The sequence below is a fragment of the Flavobacteriales bacterium genome, from assembly GCA_020635855.1.
In the GTDB taxonomy this organism is placed as follows: Bacteria; Bacteroidota; Bacteroidia; order JACJYZ01; family JACJYZ01; genus JACJYZ01.
The window spans coordinates 1,878,973-1,896,012 of sequence record JACJYZ010000002.1; the positions used below are offsets into that span (position 1 = coordinate 1,878,973).

18 protein-coding genes are annotated in these 17,040 nt (G+C 49.6%); 9 read left to right on the top strand and 9 right to left on the bottom strand.

The annotated features are described in order from the left end of the window. Nucleotides 1-46: 46 nt before the first annotated feature. A complete protein-coding gene (locus H6585_07755) occupies nucleotides 47-835 on the bottom strand; it encodes a sterol desaturase family protein (GenBank protein ID MCB9448221.1) in 789 nt (262 codons plus the stop codon). A 76-nt stretch (nucleotides 836-911) separates the two neighbouring features. Here H6585_07755 and H6585_07760 point away from each other — a divergent pair, with 76 nt between their 5' ends. Further along, complete coding sequence (locus H6585_07760; GenBank protein MCB9448222.1) at nucleotides 912-2,303, top strand: DUF5106 domain-containing protein; 1,392 nt, start codon at nucleotides 912-914, stop codon at nucleotides 2,301-2,303. Here the strand turns inward: H6585_07760 and H6585_07765 are convergent. From H6585_07765 to H6585_07795, 7 genes are all read right to left on the bottom strand, one after another. After that, nucleotides 2,300-4,360, bottom strand: coding sequence for a hypothetical protein (locus H6585_07765; protein ID MCB9448223.1), 2,061 nt, complete (start codon nucleotides 4,358-4,360; stop codon nucleotides 2,300-2,302). The two genes, H6585_07760 and H6585_07765, sit on opposite strands and share 4 nt — an antisense overlap. 245 nt (nucleotides 4,361-4,605) lie before the next feature. Then, a complete protein-coding gene (locus tag H6585_07770; protein MCB9448224.1) occupies nucleotides 4,606-5,322 on the bottom strand; it encodes an adenine nucleotide alpha hydrolase in 717 nt (238 codons plus the stop codon). Then, the gene (locus H6585_07775; protein ID MCB9448225.1) at nucleotides 5,319-5,870 is read right to left on the bottom strand and encodes a hypothetical protein; all 552 of its coding nucleotides are present in this window, start codon (nucleotides 5,868-5,870) and stop codon (nucleotides 5,319-5,321) included. The genes H6585_07770 and H6585_07775 overlap by 4 nt, the downstream gene beginning before the upstream one ends. Nucleotides 5,871-5,920: 50 nt before the next feature. Further along, entirely contained in the window at nucleotides 5,921-6,787 is an 867-nt protein-coding gene (locus tag H6585_07780) for a hydroxymethylglutaryl-CoA lyase (GenBank protein ID MCB9448226.1), read from the bottom strand. Further along, nucleotides 6,780-7,814, bottom strand: coding sequence for a quinone-dependent dihydroorotate dehydrogenase (locus tag H6585_07785; protein ID MCB9448227.1), 1,035 nt, complete (start codon nucleotides 7,812-7,814; stop codon nucleotides 6,780-6,782). The genes H6585_07780 and H6585_07785 overlap by 8 nt, the downstream gene beginning before the upstream one ends. 49 nt (nucleotides 7,815-7,863) lie before the next feature. Then, the gene (locus H6585_07790; GenBank protein MCB9448228.1) at nucleotides 7,864-8,310 is read right to left on the bottom strand and encodes a hypothetical protein; all 447 of its coding nucleotides are present in this window, start codon (nucleotides 8,308-8,310) and stop codon (nucleotides 7,864-7,866) included. Nucleotides 8,311-8,327: 17 nt separating this feature from the next. After that, nucleotides 8,328-9,224: a hypothetical protein gene (locus H6585_07795; GenBank protein MCB9448229.1), complete on the bottom strand. Its 897-nt coding sequence runs from the start codon at nucleotides 9,222-9,224 to the stop codon at nucleotides 8,328-8,330. Between the two features lie 215 nt (nucleotides 9,225-9,439). Here H6585_07795 and H6585_07800 point away from each other — a divergent pair, with 215 nt between their 5' ends. Then, a complete protein-coding gene (locus H6585_07800; GenBank protein ID MCB9448230.1) occupies nucleotides 9,440-9,916 on the top strand; it encodes a DinB family protein in 477 nt (158 codons plus the stop codon). Between the two features lie 3 nt (nucleotides 9,917-9,919). Here H6585_07800 and rlmD read toward each other — a convergent pair whose 3' ends face one another. After that, nucleotides 9,920-11,035, bottom strand: coding sequence for a 23S rRNA (uracil(1939)-C(5))-methyltransferase RlmD (gene rlmD, locus H6585_07805; GenBank protein MCB9448231.1), 1,116 nt, complete (start codon nucleotides 11,033-11,035; stop codon nucleotides 9,920-9,922). Between the two features lie 86 nt (nucleotides 11,036-11,121). Between rlmD and H6585_07810 the strand changes: the two genes are divergently transcribed. From H6585_07810 to H6585_07840, 7 genes are all read left to right on the top strand, one after another. Further along, a complete protein-coding gene (locus H6585_07810; GenBank protein MCB9448232.1) occupies nucleotides 11,122-11,871 on the top strand; it encodes a shikimate dehydrogenase in 750 nt (249 codons plus the stop codon). Between the two features lie 120 nt (nucleotides 11,872-11,991). After that, complete coding sequence (locus H6585_07815) at nucleotides 11,992-13,401, top strand: tetratricopeptide repeat protein (GenBank protein MCB9448233.1); 1,410 nt, start codon at nucleotides 11,992-11,994, stop codon at nucleotides 13,399-13,401. Continuing rightward, nucleotides 13,398-14,183 (top strand): phosphosulfolactate synthase, encoded by a 786-nt coding sequence (locus tag H6585_07820; GenBank protein ID MCB9448234.1) that lies wholly within the window; start codon nucleotides 13,398-13,400, stop codon nucleotides 14,181-14,183. Before H6585_07815 ends, H6585_07820 begins: the two co-directional genes overlap by 4 nt. Before the next feature lie 15 nt (nucleotides 14,184-14,198). Beyond that, complete coding sequence (locus H6585_07825; GenBank protein ID MCB9448235.1) at nucleotides 14,199-14,516, top strand: rhodanese-like domain-containing protein; 318 nt, start codon at nucleotides 14,199-14,201, stop codon at nucleotides 14,514-14,516. Nucleotide 14,517: 1 nt separating this feature from the next. Beyond that, the gene (locus tag H6585_07830; protein MCB9448236.1) at nucleotides 14,518-15,444 is read left to right on the top strand and encodes a DUF368 domain-containing protein; all 927 of its coding nucleotides are present in this window, start codon (nucleotides 14,518-14,520) and stop codon (nucleotides 15,442-15,444) included. Between the two features lie 105 nt (nucleotides 15,445-15,549). Continuing rightward, nucleotides 15,550-15,969, top strand: a complete 420-nt coding sequence (locus H6585_07835; protein ID MCB9448237.1) for a hypothetical protein — start codon at nucleotides 15,550-15,552, stop codon at nucleotides 15,967-15,969. 72 nt (nucleotides 15,970-16,041) lie between these two features. Further along, nucleotides 16,042-17,013, top strand: coding sequence for a Gfo/Idh/MocA family oxidoreductase (locus H6585_07840; GenBank protein MCB9448238.1), 972 nt, complete (start codon nucleotides 16,042-16,044; stop codon nucleotides 17,011-17,013). Nucleotides 17,014-17,040: the final 27 nt, after the last annotated feature.

Here is a 17,040-nt window from a genome sequence, read left to right on the forward strand (position 1 = left end):
AAAATCAAATGTTAAAAAATTAAGAAGTCTGTGAATGCCGTGCGGTTCACGGAAGCATTCTCTTCCACAGGGGTTGCGGGTACTTCTCATCGCCCTGAAAGCCGAGTGCCTCCGGCTGCTCAGGTTGTTCGGGCCAATATGCCGTACCGAACAGCCAATCCCAGAAGCTGAAGAAAATCGCAAAATTCTGCCCGTGCGGCTGGTGGTTCACTTTGTCGTGATGCCATACATGAAAGCGGGGCGAATTGAGGATGTGCCGGAGCGGACCGTAATCCCACCTGAGGTTGGCATGATTCAGGTGACCGATCAGCGTACCGATCACGGCGATGATCAGGATCACATTCCCATCCACGCCCAGGATGGTCAGCGGCAGGTAGCTGAGGGTTTTGTATACCACCACTTCCATCCAGTGAAAACGGAAGTTGCCTATCCAGTCCATATCATGAATGCTGTGGTGAAGTTTATGAAACCGCCAGAGCCAGGGAAATGTGTGAAGGGCGCGATGAATCCACCATTCAACCAGGTCTTTGAAAACCAGAAAAACGATGGCTTGCACCCAAATGGGCGCACCCGAAAGCAGGTTCACAGACTCCGGGTTCCAGGAAATTTGAAAGAAATGTGCAATTTTGGATAGCAGCCAGGCTGTTGCAAGAGAAATCACAATGGCCAGGTAGTGCCCGTTGAATACCAGAAAAAAGAAATCCTGCCAGATGCCTTTACGCATGACCTTCTGTTCTTTCCTCCATGGAAACAAGCGCTCGAGGAAAAATACAAATACCGATACCACCAGCAACCAAAAGAAATACCCCCGCGTATTCCAGATAAAATCCCACATGTGCGCTAACTTTGGCCTATCGTTTGAATGCGTTACTTTTGAAGTCCGACCTTAATTAATCAGACCAAACAAAGATATGAGAAAAGTATTGGCTCTATTACTCCTGTCTCTGGTGTCTGCATGGGCATTCGCGCAGAACGGACACAAACTTTCCTTTCAGGTAAAAGGTCTTGCCGACACCACGGTGAACCTTGCCCATTACTATGGCGACAAACAATACATCACAGATACGGTGCTGGTTGATCATCATGGCAAGTTCGTCTTTGAAGGAGACGACACATTGCCCGGTGGAATATACATGGTGATCCTGCCCGGGAAAAAGTACTTCGAGCTGATCGTGACCGAGCAGAAGTTCAGCATGACCACGGACACAACCGACTTTGTAAACAACATGAAGGTCGAGGGCTCATACCAGAACAAGGTCTTTTACGAGTATCTGCGCTTCATCAAGTCAAAGGAAAAAGACGTTAGGTCACTGCAGGAAGAACAGAAAGCACTGAAGGAGGCCGATAAGTCTACCAAAAAAGTAGACGCCAGACTGGAAGACATTTCCAAAGAGGTTCAGGACTACAAGAACAACATGATCAAAAACGAACCCGACGCCTTCATATGCAAGGTGTTTCTGGCATCCAAAGACGTGGAAGTTCCTGACCCGCCCAAAGGAGAAACGGATACCCTTTACAAATACCATTATTACAAGAAACACTATTTCGACAACATTGACCTGACCGACGACCGCCTGTTGCGAACACCGGTCTTCCACAACAAGCTGGAGACATACATCACCAAGCTGACCATTCAGATTCCCGACTCCATCAACAAAGAAGCGGATTACCTGGTGGAAAGGGTCAGGGGCAACAAGGAGATGTTCAAATATGTGGTGCACTACATCACCAATACATATGAGCGTTCCAAGTACATGGGCATGGATGCGGTGTTCGTTCACATGGCCCTGAACTACTATACCAAAGACCAAGCTTTCTGGGTGCAGGAAGAGCAGCTGATGCGGATCAGGGAACGGGCGCAGGTGTTGAGCCGCCTGTTAATCGGCAAGGTAGCACCCAACATTGTGCTAAAAGACATGGATGGCAACTTCCAGATCCTGCACCAGGTGGATGCCGATTACATCGTGTTGTTCTTCTGGGATCCGGACTGCGGTCATTGCAAAAAAGCCACACCCAAACTGAAAGATCTGTATGACAGGGTGAAAAACCATGGTGTGAAAATCTTTGCCGTTTGCACGGAGACGGAAGAAACCAAATGGGTGAATTTCATCAAGGACCATCACCTGGAAGAATGGATCAATGTGGCCGACCTCGACGCACAGAATCCTTTCAGGTCCATTTATGACATCACCGCCACACCGAAGATTTTCCTGCTGAACAGAAAGAAAGAGATCATTGCCAAGCAGCTCGATGTGGAGCAACTTGAAGATTTTCTCAAGAAAGAATTAAAGGAAGAATTCTAAGGACGGGTTTCCTGTTCGAATACAGCACCGGTAATCTGATTGTCACCCTTGTAGAAGTATGTAACACCGTAGTTGGTGCTCACTTTCTTATACTCAGTAGCCACTCCGCTTCTCACCACCACAATCAACTCCACGGTATTGTTCCGTTCCTTGGTGGTACCCATGTTGTGCACGCCTTCACCCAGGTCGGCATATTTCCCTTTGACTTTTTCCGGGCCGGTATCCTTGTTCTGTGCTGCCTGATCCTTTAACTCCTTGATCTTGGCGAGCTGACTCTTTGGGTAGTTATCGTCAGGCTTCATGCCCATGGCCTTCTGGTAATGAGTAATGGCTTTATCGTAATCTTTCGCACCGTACGCCTTGTCTCCCAGAATCAGTGTATTCCTGTATTCTTCTTCCAGTTGCTGTTTCTTAGCCGCATCCTGTTTAGCTTTGAGGGCTGCAGCATCTTCCCTTTCCTTCTGCAGTGCGGCCAGGATGCCGTCAATCTCTTTGATGCGGTCTTTGGGCACCACCTCATACGGTTTGATGGCAAGGGCTTTCTGATAAGCCGACTTGGCATCTTCGTACTTCTTTTCGTTATACAGTCCGTCCGCCATAGCTATGGCTTCACGATAGGCTTTGTCCTTTTCCGCTTCTTTTGAAGCCAGTGCCTGCTGGTCGGCCAGGAGTTTATCGATCTCATCGATCTTCATTTGGGGATAAGCCTCATCAGGTTTCACCTGTTTGGCTTCCGTATAACCTTCTCTGGCGGTCTTGTAATCCTTCTCTTTTAACGCGCGGTCACCCTTGGCAAGGGCATTCAGGTAGGCCTGGTCTTTTTCTTTCTGGGCGGAATTGGCCAGATCCAGCTTCGCCTTCAATTCTTCCGTTTCCTTTATCTTTTGGGTGGCAACGGCGTCACCAGGCTTGGCATTCAGCGCATCTTTGTATGCAGCAATGGCAAGGTCGTACTGTTTGTTTGTGCGCTTCTCATCACCGCTGGCCATGGCTTTCTGGTAGGCTTCCTCTTTCTTACTTGCTTCAAGTTCGGCTTGCTTGGCTTGCAACCTCTCAATTTCAGCTAAGCGGTCAGTCGGATGTTTTTCACCGGGCTTGATACCAAGCGCTTTTTTATACTCAGTGATGGCAACCGGGTAATTTTCGATGGCAAATGCAGCATCCGCTTGCTTGATCGCCTGCATGTATGCTTGTTCTTTTTCGTCTTCCTTCTTCTTGCCTTCCAGTATCCGGTCTATCTCGCTGATCTTGGTCTTGGGCAATTGTTCGTTGGGGAAAATAACAAGGGCCGATTGATAGGACGCCTTTGCCTCCAGGTACTTCTCGGCATTAAGTTCCTTTTCAGCTTTGGTAATGGCTGCGTCGTATTTGGCACGCAAGCCATTTTGCTCTTTCAACAGGTTTTCGATCTCAGCAAGCTTTTGCTTGGGATATGCTTCCTCGGGTTTGATGGATGAGGCCCGGGTGTATGCCTCCTTGGCATTTGCATAGTCGCCGTTAGCCATGGATTTGTCGGCTTCCGCAAGGGCCTTGTTGTAAAGCAGCTCCAACTTTCGTTGCTCCTGACCGGCCAGGGCCAGGGCGTGATCTTCCACTGCCTTCAACTCGTCTTTCACCTCCTTGTGATACTTCATGTCGTAGTAGAAGTCGCCAAAGCCCGGATCAAAAGCTAATTTTGCAACCGGTTTGGACAAGGCGCTGATATCAAGTTCAGGGAAGAAAGGAAACAGTCGGACATCAAACTTGAATGAGGAAGAAATATCCGATTCTTCTTTCGGTAGCTTGGCGTTGACCTCAATGAACTTGGTCACATATTTTTCCTTGGAAAACTCAATGCGGTAGACATGCTGGTATGGCAGTTTGAACACCACCCGACCCTTGGTATCTGTATTCCTGGCCTGGAATTCGGCACCATCCTGGAATACCACAACCTTTGCGGCCGCCAGTCCTTCACCGTCTTCCCGCACGGTACACACCATTTCCAGGGTGCCCACGGTCTGACCGTATAAAGGGGCAGCCACCGCCGGCCATGCAGCCAGCAGGGTTATTATCACCATGTGCAGTCTGGTAACCATATAATATAATCCTCCCCGCAAAGTCATATCCGCACGTTCTTACACTGTTGATCGGACGTCGAGTTTGAATAGACTCTCTCGAATATACTTAAATATCTCAAAAATACAAGCGTTCTGCGCCCGAACCGGGCAAAAAAAACCATGACCTGTTTCCTTTAACGGGAATTGAAAGCGGTTCGTTTCCAAATTATTCAACAAACCGCACCAATTGCTGTCGTTTCTGTCTTTCAGAACGACTTACCTGGCAACAAGTCACAAAACCAAAAGGGAATTTGTTCCGGCCCCGGATCATCGGACCCAGCAGGACGCTGGTAGGTTTTGCATACCACCTCTCCCTTTTCAAAATCAACCGGATGTTTGAATACCGGGCCATCCACCACGCAGGTGTGAAACTCCCCGTTCTCTCCGCAAGGATCCACGTCTGCGGGAAGATCATTTAAAAAAGACTGATCATAGTCCCTACCGGAGAACTCACGCGGTAGTTTATCGCCGTTCACACAAACCACAACGGCTTTGAATCCTGCCTGAATAACATCTTTGGCAAAAGCGGTGGTGTCTGCCTGCCATACGGGGAACACCGCTTGCATGCCGGCCGCCAGCATTTTTTCTTCCCGGAATTTTCGTAGGTCTTCCAAAAACAGGTCACCGAAAGCACCATGCAGAATGCCCTCTTCACGGAACCCATGCATCACGTCTTTCATGATGGAATTGTAGGCATCATGGTCTGTGGAAGCGGGTAAAAACACTTTTTTCAGGGGAATGCCCAATGCTTCAGCCTGGGCATTCAGGATGGATTCGCGAACGCCATGCATAGATACCCTTTGATGGTCCTTACTGAGCGTTGTCAACAACGAGTGAACACGGAATTCACCTTTCTTTTGAAGGGCAAACAATGCCATGGAAGCGTCCTTGCCCCCACTCCAACTAAGAAAACACGGGGTCATTTTACCCTGGCGAGGGCGAAGAAGCGATCTTTGGCTAAGGCGAAGGAGCCGAACAACATGAACATGTAGAAGGCATTTCCAAGCAAACTATTGCGGAAAAACGGAATGGCCATGGTGTAGCAATCGATCAATCCGGTAAAGTCCCGGGTGTAAAAATCATCGAAGATCCACACACTGAGGTTGGATATCAGGAAGAACACAACGGAAGCCAAAAACCCATAAGCGGCTATGTTTCCGATGGTGCGTTTGTTTTGAAATTGCGTACCCAAAAATGTGGTAAACAGAAATGGCACATAAATGAACAACCGGCCCCAAGTGAAGAAATCATATCCCATCATCCCGCAAATAGCAAGGTCACTCAACAGCAAAGCCAGCATAGGTATGCCGTATGCCCACTTCCTGTTACTGAGGGTTGCGCCACCGAACAAGGCAATTGCAGCCACCGGCGTAACATTGGGCCAGTGAGGAAGAATACGTGAAACGGCTGCCGCAAGGATCAGGCCTGATACGAATAAAACGATGTTGCGTGGGTTGTTTCTTCCTTCCATGTTTCTCAGTTGATTTTGGCCAAAAATAAAAAAATATCCCTTTTATCGCTTCATATGTGGAATATCTCCCCGGCAGCAGCAACGGCCTCCGCAAATTTTTCCATGTCCAATTTCAGTTGCCCTGACACCCCGAATTTATTCACAAGGTTTTCCGTAGCCACGTTTCCCACAAGCTCATCCTCGGCCATCGGGCAGCCGCCAAACCCCAGAATGGCGCCATCAAAACGTGTGCACCCCGCCTCAAAGGCAGCATCAATCTTTTCTTCCCACCTGTCGGGGCGGGCGTGAAAATGGCCACCGAAGCTGGTTTTGGGAAAATCCTCGATCAGCTGAGAGAACAACATCCGTACGTTTTCCGGTGAAGCAGTTCCTACGGTATCCGCCAGAGAAATCGTCTCAATGTCTTCCGATACCAGGCGATCCACATAGTGTGCAACTATGTCCGGGTCCCACATATCTCCATACGGATTTCCGAAAGCCATGGACACGTATATCACCAGGTCCTTCCCTTTGACCTCACACAGATTCTGGAGTTGAAGGGCGGTTTCCAGAGACGATTCGATCGTACTGTTTATATTCCGCTGCAGAAATGTTTCAGAAACGGAAAACGGGTATCCGATCACATCCACCTCATCGAACTCCATGGCACGTTCAGCACCCCGCATGTTACCAACAATGGCCAGCAGTTCGGTTTCCACATCTTTCAGATCCAGTAAACGTATCACATCCGCCGTGTCACTCATTTGCGGAATGGCCTTCGGAGAAACAAAACTTCCAAAGTCGAGGTAGTCGAAACCAACCTTTAATAATTTATTCAGATAGCCGGCCTTAACCTCTGTGGGAATAAATTCGTTAATGCCCTGCATTGCGTCCCTCGGGCACTCGATCAGACGGATGGGTTGCGTGGGGTTAGCCATGTCGGATAATCTCTTTGCAAATCCGTCTGACAAGAGACGGACCTTCGTAAATAAAACCGGTATACAACTGAACCAAACTGGCACCGGCTTCCAGTTTTTCAATGGCATCTTCCGGAGAGTGAATACCACCCACTCCAATGATCGGGAAAGCGCCACCGGATTTTTCATGAAGATAACGGATTACCTGGGTTGATCGCTCCCTGAGGGGAACGCCACTCAATCCGCCCTGTCCGGCCGACTTCACCTTCTCCGGCGGGGTTGTCAGTCCCTCCCTGCTGATGGTCGTATTTGTTGCGATCACGCCATCGATACCGGTTTCTTTTACAATGTCGATGATGTCATCGAGTTGGGTATTTTCCAGGTCCGGCGCTATTTTCAACAGGATGGGTTTCCGTTTGGGCTGCCGGTTGTTTTTTTGCTGCAAGGCCTCTAGTATGCCCGACAATGCTTCCTTGTTCTGAAGCTCTCTCAGTCCCGGTGTATTGGGTGAGCTCACGTTCACCACAAAGTAATCTACGTGGGGGAATAACTTGTCAAAGCAAGTCACATAGTCGTGAAGGGCAAACTCATTTTCCGTGACTTTGTTCTTACCTATATTGCCACCGACCAGCACCTTACTTTTGCGCGCCCTAAGACGCTTAACGGCCTCTTCCACACCATCGTTATTAAACCCCATGCGATTGATGAGTGCTTCATCCTTGGGTAACCGGAAAATCCGTGGACGTGGATTGCCCATTTGCGGAAGCGGCGTAACCGTACCTATCTCAATAAAACCGAAGCCCATGGCGGACAACGGATCAATCAGTCGTGCATCCTTATCGAACCCTGCCGCCAGCCCAACCGGGTTCTTAAATGTCAATCCGAACAACTTTCGCTCCAGGCGCAGGTCTTTCTTTTCAAACAATGCAGAGGAAATCCCCAGAAAACCCGGCACATACCGCAATACTTTCAAAACAGCAAATACGGCATGATGGATCTCTTCAGGCGGAAACAAATACAGTATGGGCCTGATGAAAAGGCGGTACATCACAAATGAAACACAATTAATACCGGCAACCAGCGCCGGCTAGCTCACATCACTCGCTCAGCTGGTCGAGCGGACTCCTCTTATATCCTACAAGAACACATGAACATCCACGTCCAACTCCTCTTTTCTCACCCACCTCCAACTCCATAACGAATTCCTGCGTGGTAGACACTTCAATATCCCATACCTGGGCCATGTTGTGTTCGCGGTTATCAAAAAGAACTTTGCCATTGGCATCTTTCAAAACCCATTCGGTTGCGCCGAGTTTTTCGTCTGCGCAGGTAATGATCCTGTAATGCTGTCCGCCATTCAACACCATGTGCAACTCACCCGATGTGCCTTTCTCAACAACGGATTGATACAACCGGCCGTTTGGAAGATAATCGCCCAGGCTGGGTACACAGGAGGTTTTTGCCAACGACTTACATTGCGCGATCGCTGCACTTGTTCCAAAACCGGCCAATAAGATCAGACCAAATAATGCTTTGCGGTACATGTATTTCATGTTTTGAGTTATTGAACAATTTTGTTTCTGAGTGCCTCTATCTTACCGGTGATATCGGTCAGCTGATCGGGTGTCATCTGAATGGTATTTGTTCCTCCCACTTTGGTGGTGGCAGAGGCCTCATCGGTGCTTACTTCACCATCATTGTGGGTCACACTCACCTGTTCGAACACCGCCTTCAATGCTTCCAGATCAGACAGGATGTCGGTTGCATCCATTTGTTCACTGCTCTTCACCCTCATCAGGAAAACAAGATTTTTCAACGTGAGTTTCTGTTCCGCAATGTGGTTCACCAGTTTGTCTTTCCCATCTTTAGCGGTCTTTGCCATTTGCGTGGCGAAGTACATTCCTTCCACCCAGCCGCCTACGGCCATCAAGGTTGATGTGGTGCTTCTTTCGTTCTCTACCAGGTATGAATCCGCATTCCAATAAAATTCGGTGATGACACGGATCAGCGAATCGCGGTTGGCAATATTGGTTTCCAATTGATCCAGGAAAGACTTTTCGAACGCGCCGCTCATTCCCAGTTGATCAGACAAACTTTTCACCGTGGTCAGGTAATTCCTCGACTTCTGTGTTTGATTCAGGATCGCCACATAACTCAGGTCGGAACCATACACACCCAGGTTCAGGGATTTTTTCAAACCGGTGGTATACTTTGCGGCATTGGATGTCGGGTTGAGGAATGACTCATTGAACATACCGGCATTGGATTCAACGATCCCCACCACTTCCATCGGTGAAGGTGCTGCATAATACACCACAGGTTCCGATGATGTTTCTGACATCGTGTCCGCAGCTTGTTGCTGCGTTGCGTCCATGCCTTCTCCGGATTCCGAACCGGATCCGCAAGCATAGAAAAGGACCGCAATGGCTGCCCCAGAGACTAGCAATCTGTATTTCATTTTTCGCGGGATTGAAATGGGTTGTAATGTTTGAGTCAGAGGCAAATGTAAACAAAAATCCTTACGGCGAAAATCAGCTTCAGATGCACCGTTACCAGGGCTCTTCACTTCTCAATCAAATCCAAATTTAATCCGGAATAAACATCCCATTGGTACCTACCAGGATCGGCAACACATTCCATCCCTTTCATATGAATGTTCCGTATCATTGCACCATGGAAACCGCTTTCGAAACCTACCTGACCCAGGACCTCACAAAGATTCTTTCCGAACTGGAACCGGACCGTAAACCTAACTGGGGGAAGCTTACGCCACAACACATGATCGAACACGTGATTGGCAGCTGGCGTATTTCCAACGGCAGGGCTCAGGCGCCCTTATTGATTCCGGAAGAAGACATACCGAAAAGAATGGCTTTTCTACACGGGCCCGAACCTTTCGCTCAGGATGTGCGCACGCCGGTCATGCCCGAAAATCCAGGCCCCTTGCGCAAGCCTGACCTGGCATCGGCCAATGCCCAACTGGTGGATGATGTATTGGCTTTCTTTCCCTTCTTTGAAGCAAATCCGGACGCCCGACCTGTTCATCCGTTGTTCGGACCGCTTAACCGGGAGGAGTGGTTGCGGTTTCAATGGAAGCACATGGGGCACCACTTCCGACAATTCAATCTGCCTTTCCCTGAAAAATCCTAAACGTTACCCGCGTACCAGTTCGGTCACCAGTTCTGCGTGTGGTGTCTGGGGAAAGAGATCGAAAATGGCCGCAGATTGAATCCGGTATCCGGCATCTGTGAACTGAGGAAGCTCCTGCGCAAACTGCTTCGGATTGCAGGAAACATACACAATGTAATCCGGACTCCTTTGAAGCAAACGCCGAATGGCCTTGGGAATCATGCCACTCCTGGGCGGATCCAGGATGACATCCGTGGGCTTGTCTGGCAACTGAACCAGATGAATGTTCTTGATGTCCATTTCGATGCAGCGAACGTTTGTGCAACCGTTGGCCTCCACATTGTGACCGGCACTCTGCACCGAACCGGGATGCGCCTCGGCGGTGATAACTTCAGGGTATAGGTCACTGCAGCAAATCCCGAACACCCCCACGCCTCCGTATAAATCGAGCAGCAGCGATCCGTTTCTCGGAGCAAGCAAACCGTGTACGTAGTCCACCATCTGGCTTGCCATAACGGTGTTGTTCTGAAAGAAGCCCTGGGAATGATATTCAAAAGGTTTTCCGCATATCTCTTCCTTCAGAAAGGCGCCACCCTTGATCACCTCAAATTTTTCCACGATACTAACCCCGCTTTCCCTGGGTGTATACCCGATCAACACATTTTCCGCACTGGTTTGCTCGGCAAAGCGTCTGCACAGCGCTTCCGCTTCCTTGAGCAGTGGACTTTCTTCATTCAGGACAAAGGTCACGGATGAGGACAGGGCCGGTGTTCGGATCACAGCATTCTTAAAGGTGCCGGTCTTTTTCTTGGCGTCAAATGCGTCCGCTTCGGGTGCAATGGCATTCACTTCCTGCATCAACACGTTCAAGCGGTCATTGGAAATCGGACACCGGTCCAGTTCTACCGTTTCCCACCAACGTCCTTTCATCCGCTGACCGATCTTTTGCTCACCGAAGATGAAGTCCATCCGGTTCCGGTAACCATAGGGTTGGTCGTAGTGCAGGGAGATCGCTTCTTCCGGAAAGCCTATCGCTTCCGCAATCAGTTTTCGTTTTCCGGCCAGTTGATCTTCATACGACTGGTCTTGAAGGCTGCATCCTCCGCACGCTCCGAATTTTTCACATTGAGGTGTATTCATGCCGCAAAGAAAACAATTGTGCGCGAACGTTCATTCACCCGTCACGCAAAAGTCGCAAGTTTCACATTCTTGCCTACTTTTGAGGCATGGCAACAGAAAGAATATACGGCCTCATCGGCTATCCGTTGGAGCACAGTTTTTCCAAAACCTACTTCACTGAAAAATTCCAGCGTGAGCATTTGGATGGTTGCACCTATGACAACTTTCCGATTCCGGATATCGAGTTATTTCCGGACATACTGAAGAACCCGAAGCTGAGCGGACTCAACGTAACCATCCCTTACAAAGAGCAGGTGATCCCTTATTTATCGGAATTGGATCCTGTTGCCCGCGAAATCGGTGCCGTGAATGTGATTCGCATTGCAAGGGATAACGGCCGTGTGATTTGCACCGGGTTCAATACAGACGCCTACGGTTTTGAAACATCACTCACTCCTTTGCTATCCGTAAAACACACAACCGCTCTTGTCCTGGGCACAGGCGGCGCAGCCAAAGCGGTGATTTACGTTTTGAACAAATTGGGGATGAAGGTAACGTTGGCAGGGCGAACCGCCAATGCATCCCGGATCCCGTTTGAGCAGGTAAATGAAAAACTGATCCGGGAACATTTGCTTGTCGTCAACACCACCCCATTGGGCATGCATCCGAATACCGAAGGCATTCCTCCTCTTCCCTACCATGCACTTTCATCGGATCATGTGTTATACGATCTGGTGTACAACCCGTCGGAAACCAGGTTCCTGCTCGAAGGCAAAAAGGCCGGTTGCAAAACGGAAAACGGACTGAAGATGCTGCACCTGCAGGCAGAAAAAGCATGGGAAACCTGGAACCGGTAAACCGCCGGACACCCAATCAATATTGGCTCTTATTGAAATTTCAAACAGGTTTTTGTTCAAAACAAAATAAGCACCCCACGGTCAATTTTGTTACATTTGTGGGAAAGCAAGTTCCCGCTTATGTTTTGGAACAACGGCAATCACGCTTCTGACCCGAAAGTACCCGCTGCAGTTGAAAGATATGAGCAGATGCTCAAGAATGGCAGTTTCACATTCCTTGATGCTTTCGAGTGGGAAGATGTGATCCAGTACTATATGGGTTGCAACAATGCCCGCATGGCACTGGATGCAACGAGGCGAGCCGTTGACCAATATCCTTACTCCACCAACTTCCTGCTTACCAAAGCCCAGCTGTTGGCCGCCAACGGTCGCATGCGTCTGGCGCTGCGTATCCTGAGCAAGGTTGAAAGCATAGATCCCTCCACAGCCGAATTGTTCATTATCAAGGGGGCGATCTATTCCAAGCTGGATGAAAAAGGACTGGCGAGGGAGAATTTTAACAAAGCCATCTTTCACTCCGATCAGCTGGACATGACGTACTTCGACATTGCCATGGAGTGTGAGAGCCTCGGAAATTTCACGGAAGCCATTCGTTTCCTGAAAAAATCCTACGACGCCAATCCGACCAATCCCAACATCCTGTCTGAACTTGCCTTTTGCTATGATGTGACCGACCAGGTAGATGAAAGCATTCGTTTCCATCAGGCGCTGATCGACAACAATCCGTATCAGGAACTGGCATGGTTCAACCTGGCCGTGGCTCAATGCAAAAAAGAGGATTATGAAGGCGCCTATCATTCATTTGAATACGCCAGTCTGATCAGAGACAATTTCTGGGAGGCCCATTTTGAAATGGGCGAGATGCTGGTGGCGCTGAACAAAAGAAAAGAAGCCATCTCTGCATACGAGCAATCCCTCATGTACTTCAAAAGCCCACGAACCCTTTACTGTATCGGTGAGTGTTGGGAAGAACTGGAAGATTACAGCAAAGCGGCCAGATACTACAAGCGTGCACTTCGCGGAGATCCCGCCATGGCCGACGCATGGTTCGGACTGGGCATCACCAGCTTTCAGAACCGCAAGGAAACAGAAGCCATTCAGCAAATGCGCAAAGCCATCCGCCTGGATGAATTCAACGGTGAATATTGGTACATGCTGGGAGAAGTCCTGAAAAAAACCGGCGACCATGAAGGCGCAGAAGAAGCCTATCGCACAGTTATCAAGCTTGAACCCTTCACCGCATCCGCCTGGGTAGACCTGGCGGAATTACTGATCGCCCAGGATCGGGTGGATGAAGGCATCCTGACAGCCATTGAAGGAAGTAAAGAACACCCCGATTTCTCGGAAATATTCTACCGCATCAGCGGCTACATGCTGCTGCATAGCCAGAGAAAAGAAGGACTCCGTTACCTGGAGGATGCCCTTGCCCTGGACTACCCCGGACATCAGCAATTCCTGCAAGCGTTTCCTGCCCTTAAAAATGACCCGCATATTTCTTACCTGATAGAGCTTTATCACCCCCATTCATGAACTTTGAACTTTCCTACATCCCGGAGCGCACAACGCAGCCGCGTACGCATGGCATCACCATGATGATGGACAAGGGACTCAGCGTTCGGCAAGCAGAAGATTTTTGTCAAACAAGCGCGCACCTGACGGATTTTGTAAAACTCGGATTCGGGACGGCTTACGTAACCACCCACCTGGAAGACAAACTCCGCATATATCGCGAAGCAGGCATGAAACCCTATTTCGGGGGCACACTGTTCGAAGCTTTCCAGGTGAGAAAGTCACGAAAGGATTTTCGCAAAGTTCTTGACAAGTATAAAATGGAAGTGGTGGAAGTATCCGATGGCTCCATCGTGCTTCCCCACGGCAAAAAGTGTGAGATCATCAGCAGCATGGCCAAAGAGTACCAGGTGTTGTCGGAAGTGGGCTCAAAGGAAGCCGGCATCCTGATCAGCCCGGCCAAATGGATCAAGATGATGCAAACCGAACTGGAAGCAGGTTCCTGGAAAGTGATCGCCGAAGCCAGGGAAAGTGGAACGGTAGGCATCTACCGTCCGAGCGGTACCGCCCACGTGGCGCTTGTGAATAAAATCGTTGCCAAGGTAAAACCCGAAGACATCATGTGGGAGGCTCCGAAAAAATCCCAGCAGGCATGGTTCATCAAATACTTCGGCAGCAACGTGAACCTGGGTAACATCGGGCCGGAAGAAGTGATTCCTCTTGAAACACTGCGCCTGGGGTTACGGGGAGATACCTTTTTCGATTTCCTCCCGGAAAACCTGGTCAAACGTCAAACATCCTAATCACCCACTTGTCCGATGAAAGAGATCACCCCGGCGGAACTGAAAGAACGACTGGACCGGCACGATGACATTCAATTGATCGATGTGAGGGAAGCTTACGAGCGTGAAGCCGGTAACATCGGCGGAGACCATATTCCCATGCAATCCATCCTGGCATCACTCGATATGGTGGCAAAAGACAAGGATGTGGTCGTCTATTGCAGAAGCGGAGCCAGATCGGCCTCCGTTACCCAGGCCCTGGAACACCGGCTTCAGCATCCTTCCATCTACAACCTGAGGGGTGGACTGATGGCTTATGCGAGGGAAGTTGATCCATCCATACAAGTAGCTTAGCATGGGCGGTCGGTTACAACCTCTTGTATTGGCGTTAAAAGGCATGGCCATGGGCGCTGCAGATGTTATTCCGGGCGTATCAGGTGGCACCATCGCTTTTATTTCAGGCATCTATGAAACGTTGCTTGCATCCATACGCGGCATCAACCTGAATACCATCCGGCTTCTCATCAAAGGAGATATCAAAGGTTGCTGGAAAGCCATCAACGGCAACTTCCTGCTGCCCCTGCTGGCCGGTATAGGCGCCAGCATCCTGGGACTTTCGAAACTGGTTTTGATGCTGCTTGAAAAGTTCCCTGAAATGCTGTGGTCCTTTTTCTTCGGCCTGATCATTGCCTCCTCCCTGTTTGTAGCCGGTAAAGTACAACAGTGGAATGCTCGCACAGTCATATCGGTAATCATTGGCAGCATTGTTGCATTCGTGATCACATCCATTACTCCCGCAGAAACGCCGGATGCCCTTTGGTTCATTTTCCTGAGCGGATGCCTGGCTATTTGCGCCATGATTCTTCCGGGCATTTCCGGCAGCTTCATCCTGCTCCTGCTGGGAAAATACCAATACATTCTCTCCGCTGTCACGAACATGAATTTGATGGTGGTGCTGGTTTTCGCAGCAGGTTGCGTGACCGGGCTAACTAGCTTCGCCCGTTTGTTATCATGGATGTTCAGGAAGCAACATGACGTAACCGTTGCTGTACTGACCGGCTTCATGATCGGCTCACTGAACAAGGTATGGCCATGGAAAGTCACCACAGAATTTTTCACCGACCGACATGGCGAACTACAACCGCTGATCCAGAAAAATGTGCTACCCGGAAGCTACCCGGATGAACCCTACCTGCTGTTCTCCATTCTTCTTTGCATTGCGGGGTTCGCCCTGGTGATGCTGCTGGAACGGCTCTCTGTGCGTAACACACGGAACCTGTAAACCGATGCTTCCTGAAAAAAGTCACCACGCCGACTGACATTCCTCAGTAAGGCGTGAGGGTCGCATGGTTAGCTTTGCCCAACGTTATACTTAAAATCCAACATCATGCAATCGAACATTGAAGTCAACCCGGGCGAGATCCTTGTTAACCTGAAAAAAGAACATCAGTCGAACCTATCGTTCTCCAGCCTCGGATTGGATGAAGAACAGGTTGAAATCGAAGGAGGACACCTGCGCATCGTCATTAACCTGAATGGCATCGGAAACAACGACTACTTCCGTACACCCACCATTGAGATCGGGTATGCCGAGAATACGGCAGAAACACATTGGCAATGCGAGTTCAACGGCACCACCATCCTGGATCGTACCGATCACCACGGACAATCCACCGTATTGCTTCTGAACCGTTCTCAGTTGGAAGAACTGGAGCACCACCATGTCAACCAACTGGTGATTCACGGGGAGTTCCCGGAAACAGTTCACCTGATCACATCAAAATCGTTTGTACATCTGCTCAAATAAGAGCAGTTTGGAGTTCATTATTGCCGACAGAATTTGCATTTTTGCCGGGCATTACACGCAAAAGGCAAATTCATGAAGATAGGAGTATTGGGGGCGGGGCACCTGGGAACAATTCATATCCGGTTGCTCCGCGAGATTCCCGGCTATGAACTTACAGGTTTTTATGATCCAGATCCCGCGAAACGGAAGGAAGCGGAAACCAATTTCGGAATTCCTTCCTTTGAGTCGGTGGATGCCCTGATGGATGCGGTGGATGCCGTTGACATCGTTACCCCTACCCTTTCTCATTTTGAATGTGCGAGAAAAGCGCTGGCCGCCGGTAAACACATCTTCATTGAAAAACCGGTAACCAACACCCCGGAAGAAGCGGAAACGCTGGTGAAGATGGTACGGGAATCCGGACTTACAGCACAGGTCGGACATGTAGAAAGGTTCAATCCTGCATTTCAGGCGGTAAGGCACATCTGTTCACGGCCCTTGTTCATAGAGGCGCACCGGCTTGCTGAATTCAATCCGCGGGGAACCGACGTATCCGTCGTGCTGGACCTGATGATCCACGACATTGATGTTATCCTGAGCGTGGTCAGATCGCCCGTAAAGGACATACATGCAAGTGGCGTAGCGGTGGTAAGCGACACACCGGACATCACCAACGCACGAATTGAATTTGAGAACGGATGCGTGGCCAACCTTACCGCCAGCAGAATCTCCCTTAAAAACATGCGTAAATGCCGCTTCTTCCAGGGCCAGGCTTATGTAGCCGTAGACTTCCTGGAAAAAAAGGCCGAGGTGACCCGCATCAAGGAAGCCGTAGAGCCCATTGATCCCATGTCACTCATTCTGGACCTCGGCGAGAAGGGGAAAAAGGAAATTTACTTTGAACATCCTGACATTCCCGCGTCCAATGCAATCAAAGAAGAACTGACCTGCTTCCTGGAAGCCATCCGCACGGGAAGCCAACCTCCGGTTACCATAGAAGATGGCTATCATGCACTCAGAATCGCATGGCAGATCAATGAGAAGGTGCGCATTTCACCGCTTTGATCTCACAAAAACGCTGATCGGCAATAA

Coding starts and splice junctions, on each gene's coding strand:
- H6585_07790 (MCB9448228.1), bottom strand. CDS start 8,310: ATGTACCGCAAAGCATTATTTGGTCTGATCTTATTGGCCGGTTTTGGA.
- H6585_07800 (MCB9448230.1), top strand. CDS start 9,440: ATGGAAACCGCTTTCGAAACCTACCTGACCCAGGACCTCACAAAGATT.
- H6585_07785 (MCB9448227.1), bottom strand. CDS start 7,814: ATGTACCGCCTTTTCATCAGGCCCATACTGTATTTGTTTCCGCCTGAA.
- H6585_07755 (MCB9448221.1), bottom strand. CDS start 835: ATGTGGGATTTTATCTGGAATACGCGGGGGTATTTCTTTTGGTTGCTG.
- H6585_07760 (MCB9448222.1), top strand. CDS start 912: ATGAGAAAAGTATTGGCTCTATTACTCCTGTCTCTGGTGTCTGCATGG.
- H6585_07810 (MCB9448232.1), top strand. CDS start 11,122: ATGGCAACAGAAAGAATATACGGCCTCATCGGCTATCCGTTGGAGCAC.
- rlmD (MCB9448231.1), bottom strand. CDS start 11,035: ATGAATACACCTCAATGTGAAAAATTCGGAGCGTGCGGAGGATGCAGC.
- H6585_07775 (MCB9448225.1), bottom strand. CDS start 5,870: ATGGAAGGAAGAAACAACCCACGCAACATCGTTTTATTCGTATCAGGC.
- H6585_07825 (MCB9448235.1), top strand. CDS start 14,199: ATGAAAGAGATCACCCCGGCGGAACTGAAAGAACGACTGGACCGGCAC.
- H6585_07780 (MCB9448226.1), bottom strand. CDS start 6,787: ATGGCTAACCCCACGCAACCCATCCGTCTGATCGAGTGCCCGAGGGAC.
- H6585_07795 (MCB9448229.1), bottom strand. CDS start 9,224: ATGAAATACAGATTGCTAGTCTCTGGGGCAGCCATTGCGGTCCTTTTC.
- H6585_07835 (MCB9448237.1), top strand. CDS start 15,550: ATGCAATCGAACATTGAAGTCAACCCGGGCGAGATCCTTGTTAACCTG.
- H6585_07815 (MCB9448233.1), top strand. CDS start 11,992: ATGTTTTGGAACAACGGCAATCACGCTTCTGACCCGAAAGTACCCGCT.
- H6585_07830 (MCB9448236.1), top strand. CDS start 14,518: ATGGGCGGTCGGTTACAACCTCTTGTATTGGCGTTAAAAGGCATGGCC.
- H6585_07765 (MCB9448223.1), bottom strand. CDS start 4,360: ATGGTGATAATAACCCTGCTGGCTGCATGGCCGGCGGTGGCTGCCCCT.
- H6585_07820 (MCB9448234.1), top strand. CDS start 13,398: ATGAACTTTGAACTTTCCTACATCCCGGAGCGCACAACGCAGCCGCGT.
- H6585_07770 (MCB9448224.1), bottom strand. CDS start 5,322: ATGACCCCGTGTTTTCTTAGTTGGAGTGGGGGCAAGGACGCTTCCATG.
- H6585_07840 (MCB9448238.1), top strand. CDS start 16,042: ATGAAGATAGGAGTATTGGGGGCGGGGCACCTGGGAACAATTCATATC.